Source organism: Thermodesulfobacteriota bacterium (assembly GCA_034189135.1).
Taxonomy (GTDB): Bacteria; Desulfobacterota; Desulfobacteria; order Desulfobacterales; family JAUWMJ01; genus JAUWMJ01.
On sequence record JAXHVO010000084.1, the window covers coordinates 1 to 7,706 of the forward strand.

The 7,706-nt window shown below is 42.0% G+C and carries 5 protein-coding genes; 1 reads left to right on the forward strand and 4 read right to left on the reverse strand.

The window, feature by feature from the left end; translation table 11 throughout:
- Positions 1-414: 414 nt before the first annotated feature.
- From SWH54_12690 to polA, 3 genes are all read right to left on the reverse strand, one after another.
- On the reverse strand, positions 415-1,281 hold the full coding sequence (locus SWH54_12690; protein MDY6792117.1) for a hypothetical protein: 867 nt from the start codon (positions 1,279-1,281) through the stop codon (positions 415-417).
- Positions 1,282-1,487: 206 nt separating this feature from the next.
- Positions 1,488-2,078, reverse strand: a complete 591-nt coding sequence (locus tag SWH54_12695; GenBank protein MDY6792118.1) for a hypothetical protein — start codon at positions 2,076-2,078, stop codon at positions 1,488-1,490.
- Positions 2,079-2,220: 142 nt separating this feature from the next.
- On the reverse strand, positions 2,221-4,899 hold the full coding sequence (polA, locus tag SWH54_12700) for a DNA polymerase I (GenBank protein MDY6792119.1): 2,679 nt from the start codon (positions 4,897-4,899) through the stop codon (positions 2,221-2,223).
- Positions 4,900-5,683: 784 nt separating this feature from the next.
- Here polA and SWH54_12705 point away from each other — a divergent pair.
- The gene (locus SWH54_12705; protein ID MDY6792120.1) at positions 5,684-6,727 is read left to right on the forward strand and encodes an IS110 family transposase; all 1,044 of its coding nucleotides are present in this window, start codon (positions 5,684-5,686) and stop codon (positions 6,725-6,727) included.
- A 567-nt stretch (positions 6,728-7,294) separates the two neighbouring features.
- Here SWH54_12705 and SWH54_12710 read toward each other — a convergent pair.
- A complete protein-coding gene (locus SWH54_12710; GenBank protein MDY6792121.1) occupies positions 7,295-7,549 on the reverse strand; it encodes a hypothetical protein in 255 nt (84 codons plus the stop codon).
- Between the last annotated feature and the right edge of the window lie 157 nt (positions 7,550-7,706).

A 7,706-nucleotide genomic window follows, 5' to 3' on the forward strand; every position in this document is an offset into this window, starting at 1 on the left:
TGAGCGAAGCGAATCCATATATGTAGATTAAGATGGTCGTTTTGGTATGATAAATGATTTGAAATGAGAAAAGATGGGCCGGAAAGCTACCGCGAAGCGGTTTCGTTCATCTTGCCAGTATCAAAACATTAAGTCAATTACAGATATCTAATCATATCATAGAAAATTACAAATCAGCGTTATGTAATAGCTGTTGCGAAAAATAAAAGGCGGCTTTAAAGTCACACTTTTTTTGGTGACGAAAGGTGGCAAAAAATTAATCTTTTTGTTTATTTTGCTCGTATGGCTTATGCGATTGAAAAGACAGAAGATTTGATAATATTAAATGGTAATGGGTTATCCCGTTCCCTCGAAACTGAACGGGTTTCAAGAGGTTGTCCCGCATATCACCAGTATCACTACGATCAGCATAATTTAAAACCGGAGTTCAACGCACGGTTGAGAATCTTCAAAATATTCGGTCCTGCCAAAAACCGACCAACTGATTTGGTCTATGAGGTCCATGTTTCTTTTTTCATCTTTGATGCTGACATAAGGGGCTTTGGCACCCTGAAGCATGATTGTTTCCATGTTGGCTTTTTCCAGCTGCCGGCTGAATTTTTCCGCCCTTTGCACATTTTTAAAATGAAATCTTTTCTTATTCATCAGTGCGCCAAATAAGTCTTCAGTATCTTCGGTTTCAGCTAAAAAGGAGAGTATCAAATCAAGACATTCCATAAAATCGACGCTTTCGTGGTCCATCTTTTGAAAAAAATCGCATAAAAATAGAATTTTATGTTCCGCAAGCTCATCATAGGTGTTTCTCAATTTAACCCTAACCTGCATTTTCAATTTTTGGGGAATACTTGTGTCTATGGCGGCAGATATCCTTTGATCCATGTTCCGGTGAATATTCAGCCGGGTTAGGAATCGACCGGCTGTCTCATCGGGCACATTTACCTTCAGTGCGCCTGGATGGTGAGGAAAATGGATCGTCGATTCCATGGGCTTTAAGGAGAGATAATGCAACACCTTTGGTTCATCTTTTCTGCAATAATGATGGTTTTCCAAAAGGTCTTCCAGCTTGGCCTGAAACTCTTCATCGGGGGAAAAAATCAACTCGATTAAAGAATCACTTTCACAGTCGGACGGATCAGTAATTATTTTTTCAAGCTCATTCATGCAAGGGTTTGAAAAGGTGGAATCGATAAAGTGCATGACATCGCTGCTTAAATGTATCCCCTCCCGAAAAACCTTGGCGATTCTTTCAGCCAGCAGCATGCATTTTTCATCAGGGTTCATAAAGTAAAAGATAACTGCTCAGGTGGTTAGGTTGAAGGTTGTAGACTGTTAGGAAAAAGCGTATTTTGAAGCCATTTTTGTAAAAGAATCATATATTATCGCCAAAATAAGACAATCTTACTCTTATGACCCATTCAGCCTTCGCGCAGCGCAGGCGCTTGCGCCGCGAGCAGTCTAAACAGCTTCAGCCCGAGTTGAAACCGTCTTTACATTCCCAGCTTATAACTTCTGACAATGCCGTCATCATCAAAATATATTTTCATGCGTATGAACTTGCTGGTCCAGTAGGTCCAGACAATATGATCCTGGGAGAACGTCGCATGTTCAGGCGGGGGACCAAAACTTACCAGAACCGCTTTTTTACTCATTCCATTGATAATTTCGCCTTTTTTGATAGCGGTGATTTCGTCTTTGCTCATTCCTGAGGTCAGGTCGGTAAATTTGTGGGTGGTAAATAAATTTTTCTTGAATTGCTGTATGGTTTTCCCGGGATGGTATTTTCTTATCCAGTAAATACAAAAGCCCCTTTTTTCTTTGACCGTGGTAAAAATGATCGCTTTGTGCCGACGGTTGATTGTTGTTATTTCGACGTCACGCACCTGTGTACCTGCGGGAATGACAGCGCCTTTTTTATAATTGATGGACCATATCCTTTCGGGTTTTTCAAACCAGACATTATAAGCCGTGTACAGAGTCTGCCCGGCGATGGCTCTGTCCGGCACAAATGCCGTTAAAAAGACAAACCCGACCATAATGATTAAAAATACGGTTATGGTTTTGCAAATTCTCTGTTTCATTTATATCCCTCTTTTTCTATCCCGGATAAGTCGGAACCAGGTCTGAGAATATCATTCATATTAGCATTTTTGAGCCATAAAGCGCAACATATTCGATACTGAAAGTCTTCATCAGGTGCCATACAAGTATCTTTCCACAAAACTAATGCGCTTCCGCCCAGTTTTTCCCACATGCCACGTTTACCTTCAGGGGCACCTTAAGCTCCCAGACTCCTTCCATAATTTTTTTTACCAGCTGTTTTACCATACTGAGTTCGTCGGGCGGTACTTCGAAAATAAGTTCATCGTGTACAGACAAAAGCATGGCGGATTTCAATTTTTTTTCTCTAAATGCCTGGTCCACTTTGATCATGGCCACTTTAATCAGGTCGGCCGCAGATCCCTGAATCGGTGTGTTTATGGCTGTTCGCTCGGCAAACCGCCGAACGTTTTTATTGGGGCTGTTGATGTCCGGCAATAGCCGTATCCGTCCCAGCAACGTACTTGTCCTGCCCGTTTTACCGACATTTTCGATGGTACTGTCCACAAACTGTTTAACTCCTTTATACCTGGCAAAGTAATTGGTGATGTAAGTATTGGCCATTTTTCTGCTTATATCAAGCTGCTTGGAAAGGCCAAAGGGGCTCATACCGTATATGATGCCAAAATTGATCGCTTTGGCCTGCTGCCTGAGTTCCGGAGTAATAAACGAGGGAAAAACCTGAAACACCTCAGCGGCGGTTCGCATGTGTATATCTTCATCTTCCATAAACGCCTGAATCAGGATTTGATCTTCGGAACAGTGGGCCAAAATTCTGAGCTCTATCTGGGAATAATCGGCCGAAACCAGGTGCCATCCATTTCTTGGAACAAACGCCCTGCGGATTTCCCTTCCCTCATCGGTTCGTATGGGAATATTCTGCAGATTGGGGTCCGAGCTGCTCAGGCGTCCTGTAGCGGTAACCGTTTGATTAAATGAGGTGTGGATGCGACCGGTCTCCGGATGTAGCAAATCAAGCAACGCGTCCGTATAGGTCGATTTGAGTTTGGCCAGAGTTCTGTGTTTAAGTATCATCGCGGGAAGCTCATGATTTCGGGCCAGTTCGGTCAAAACACCCACGTCGGTGGAAAAACCGGTCTTTTTTTTGGTTTTCTTCTTCGGCGGCAGTTTAAGCTTATCAAAAAGAATATGCCCCAGCTGCTGGGTGGATTTGATGTTGAATTTTTCCCCCGCAGCCTCATATATGCCTTTCTCCAGTGTGTTGAGCTTTTTTTCAAATGTATTTGACAGGCTGCGAAGCTTATCTTTGTCCACACATATTCCGTTCATCTCCATGCGCATCAACACAGGCACCAGGGGCATTTCAACTTCCTCAAGAAGTTTTCTTAGGCCCGCCTTGTTTAGCTCGGGATCCAAAACATGGTAAGCCATAAGGGTAATATCGGCATCTTCACATGCATAGGGGACTGCTTTTTCTATGGGAACCTGGGCAAAACCGGAGGCATTTTTTCCTTTCCCAACCACATCCTGGTAGGTGGTTGTTTTATGATCCAGAAAATCGAGGGCAATCTGATCCAGGTTGTGGGCCCTTTTGGACGGGTTAATCAAGTAAGATGCCAGCATGGTGTCAAACACCACACCCTTCAGATGTATCCCATGACGTTCAAGAACCATCCAGTCATACTTTATATTCTGTCCGACCTTTTTGATATCCGGATTTTCCAGTACCGATTTCAAAAAATGGATCACCTCTTTCAGCGAAATCTGCTCAGGTACATCCGCATAATCGTGGGCACAGGGAATATAAAAAGCTTCATCGGCTTTGAGGGAAAATGATAACCCCACCAGATTTGCTTTCATCGGATTTTGCGAGGTTGTTTCAGTATCAATGGCGAAAATGTGTGCGGCCTTCAGCCGGGAAACCAGGTCAGAAAGCTCTTTGATATTGTGAACCCATCGATAATCCTTTTTGCTTAAATCCGCCTTTTGAGGAAACTCTTTTTGCAGCTGGGAAAATTCCAGGTCTTTGAACAGCTTTGACAGCTGAGCATTATCCGGCTGTTTGTAGATAAATTTCTGTGGGTCAAATTCCAGCGGCACCGAGGTATTGATGATAACCAGCTCACGGCTTAAAAATGCCTGTTCCCTGTATTTTACCAGGTTTTCGTGTTGTTTCTTCTTGGTGATGGTATCGACTTTTTCATACAGGCCTTTCATGCTCCCAAAGGTTTGGATCAAAGAAAGTGCGGTTTTAGGCCCGATCCCGGGTACACCGGGGATATTATCCGCGGTATCGCCGGAAAGCCCCATAACCTCTACCATCATGGAAGGTTCAATTCCATTTGTTTCCCTGATGCTTTTTTCATTAATGGTCTTATCCTTCATCGGGTCCCAGATGATCGATTTGGCGGTGACCAGCTGCATGAAATCCTTATCACCGGTCACCATGATGACTGAAAACCCCATTTTTTCAGCCAGATGAGCACAGGTGCCAATCAAATCATCCGCCTCATAGCCAGGCATTTCGATGGCAGGAAAATTGAACCCCTGGGTAATTTTTTTTATATAAGGAAGCTGAACCAACAAATCTTCCGGCATGGGCGGTCGGTTGGCTTTATATGCTTTGTAGATTTTATGCCTGAATGTCGGACCCTTTGAATCGAAAAAGATCCCGATATATTCAGGGTTTCGCTCTTCAATCAGTTTTAACAGCATGCGGGTAAACCCGAACACGGCATTGGTGGGGAGTCCCTTCGAGTTGGAAAGCCCGCGGACCGCATGATAGGCGCGGTAAATATAGGCGCTTCCGTCTACCATATATATGGTTTTTTCATCTTTCATTTATACTCTTTTCCGCTGAAACAGGTGAGTCGATTTAGATCTGAGAAGAAAATATGCTTGTGTTGATAACCTGTTTTTATTAAATATGTCAACCATGCTCGGAAAGGATCCAATACGGACGATTTCGTAAAAAGTTAAGGTCTCCACAGGGGCCACGGAGCTCCCAGAGATAACTGCTTAATTAAACAAAATATACCCCATTCTCTGGGGTAAAAAAATGATGCCGGATTCAAAAGTTAAAACAGCATATAGAAGAAAGTACCGAAAAAATAAAAAGTATCTCTGTCACTGCTGCGGAAAAACATTTCCTTTCTGCTGGACATGCAGGTGTGGTTTTTCTATTTGCCAGGAATGTATGTATGAAAATGTGTGGGGCATGTCATGTAATGGAATCACCTGGGAATGTCCCGACTGTGGCGCACAAAACGGGTTTGGGAATCAATAACAAATAAAATCTGTTCCAAAGCCGCAGATAATCTTTAAACAGATAGATGTGAGACGACCAAAAACGGAGCATGCCCCGCAACATGTGAGCATTCTAAATCGGTTCCCGGTGCCTCTATGATACACCAGATAGGATTATGTGTCGTTAGACGGAGATGATTTTGCAATAATCAACATTAAGATTTACTTGATTTGACACCCTCCAATTGTGATATCTGTATTTTGGGTAAAGTCAGGATATTCTCAATGAGACTATGAAACTACGGGTATCCCTCTGGGGTTGGGAAATGGTATTGTTTTTACCACAAAAACAAATCCAACCCAGAAAGGAGATACCCAAATGAACTATATTGGAGTAGATTGTCATATATCAAGTTTAGACTTTGCTGTAGTCAATGAAAGGGGAGCGACGACCCGAACAGCAAAAGTGAATACGGGTGTTAAAGAATTTATTGGTTTTGTAAAGAGTGTGCCCAATCCTAGAAGAATTTTCATCGAAGAAGGTGAACTGGCAGGATGGCTGCTTGAGACGAGTTTAAAATTTGGCGAGCAACTCATTATTACCGATCCGAAGATCAACAAATGGATCGGTAAAGCGGGCCAAAAGGATGACACCATCGATGCCGAGAAGTTGGCACAGTTAGCCAGGGGCAAATATATCAAGGCGATTTATCATCCTGTTGATAAACGCAGACAGTTCAAAGAACTGGTATCCGCCTATCATGATACGGTCAAGAGCCAAGCCAGAATTAAAAACAAAATAAAAGCCAATTTCAGAAAAAACGGGATACAATGTAGTGGAGCGACCGTATATTCTGACAAACACAGGGTGAATTGGCGAGAGAAGCTTTCGGAGAATAAGGTTGCCTGTTTGATCGTAGAAGAACTTTGGGTTCAACTGGACCAACCGCGTGTGTCTAAAGAGAGGCTTAAGAAGAATATCAGAATCCAAAGCAAGCGTTACCCTGAGATAAAGCGATTCATGGAAATACCTGGGATCGGTCTGATTCATGCTGCGACGATATCAGCCATAATAGAAACACCTCATCGATTTGCCAATAAAAAGAAACTATGGATGTATGCAGGAGTTGGTCTGATGGAACGCAGTTCAGGGGAGAAGGTTTACTCAAGGAAGCTAACCAGAGAGTATAATCGGCCCTTGAAAAATGCAATCAAGCAGGCTGTCCAGGCGTCGATCTCTGCAAATGATAATCAGATTAGAAGACAGTACCTAAGGTTGACCTTAGAAAAGGGTCTTGCATACCACAAGGCCAAGCTAACCGTGGCAAGGAGTATGCTGGCCGCATTGTATGGCATGTGGAAAAAGGGTGAAGCGTATGATCCCGAAATAGATATTAAAAGGAGCAGCGGAGATAAAAAGTAAGTTCGTGCGTATCATTTTTCCAGGGCTTGTTTAGGTATACCAGCCAGCGATCGATACGCACGAAGAGGGAAAGTGTCATTGATATATTGGCCCTTAAGGTCCTCTTGCTCAATGAGTATGCACCCTCAAAATTTCCGTAGATTTTCATAGGCTATTAAGTCTCTAAAAGATGTGTGGGAAAAATCAACGGCAGTTTTATTTCCTTACAATCACTGATAATAATTATCGTCGTGAACTATAACGTTGGTATACGTTAAACTTGAATTGAAAATGTGAAGCAACGAATAACAAGACCGGGATACCCTAAGAGTTAAAAAATTGGTTCGTAGGGATATGGAGAAGTCTTTTCTTGACTCTTAGTTCCAAAGATATATCACTACTTTCCGAAATCCTCAATTATGCTTGACTAAAACCCATTGACCTGAGTGTATATTCAGTCTGAACTTCGTATTGTTAATCTACTGCACAACCTCTGCAAGATTGTCTATCCACCATTGGGTAATTTTGTTCTGGTTTTCAATAACAAACTACGTGTAAATCATTATGCAGCAAACTATAAAAGGATCTCTAATCTTCTATGTAAACAATTTCAAAAATCGGCCCATATCCCACTGTTCCGTTAACCCTTTTGAATTTTTTTACTTCAACAAATTTTCCTATCATGCTGTAATGTGTTTCAAAACTAAGTTTATTCTGGTTATTTTTGAAAAGTCCAAAAAAATAGTATTTATCCCAACCAGATGTCACCTCAAAAATGAATTCTGAATCTTCATTAGAAACAAGTTTTCCAAAAATCCTATATGAATTCTTATCTGCCTGCATGGGCGTTCTTTTTACTATTTTCTCCCCATATTTTGCACCATTAGTGTCCGGTTAAGAATCGAATAAATTCAGCTGGATATGGCCACTAGTAATTTTATTTTTGTAATCAATTGGCGTAATGGCCTGTGAAATAAGCCTTTGTTCAAAAACAGTTATA

Coding starts and splice junctions, on each gene's coding strand:
- SWH54_12690 (MDY6792117.1), bottom strand. CDS start 1,281: ATGAACCCTGATGAAAAATGCATGCTGCTGGCTGAAAGAATCGCCAAG.
- SWH54_12695 (MDY6792118.1), bottom strand. CDS start 2,078: ATGAAACAGAGAATTTGCAAAACCATAACCGTATTTTTAATCATTATG.
- polA (MDY6792119.1), bottom strand. CDS start 4,899: ATGAAAGATGAAAAAACCATATATATGGTAGACGGAAGCGCCTATATT.
- SWH54_12705 (MDY6792120.1), top strand. CDS start 5,684: ATGAACTATATTGGAGTAGATTGTCATATATCAAGTTTAGACTTTGCT.
- SWH54_12710 (MDY6792121.1), bottom strand. CDS start 7,549: ATGCAGGCAGATAAGAATTCATATAGGATTTTTGGAAAACTTGTTTCT.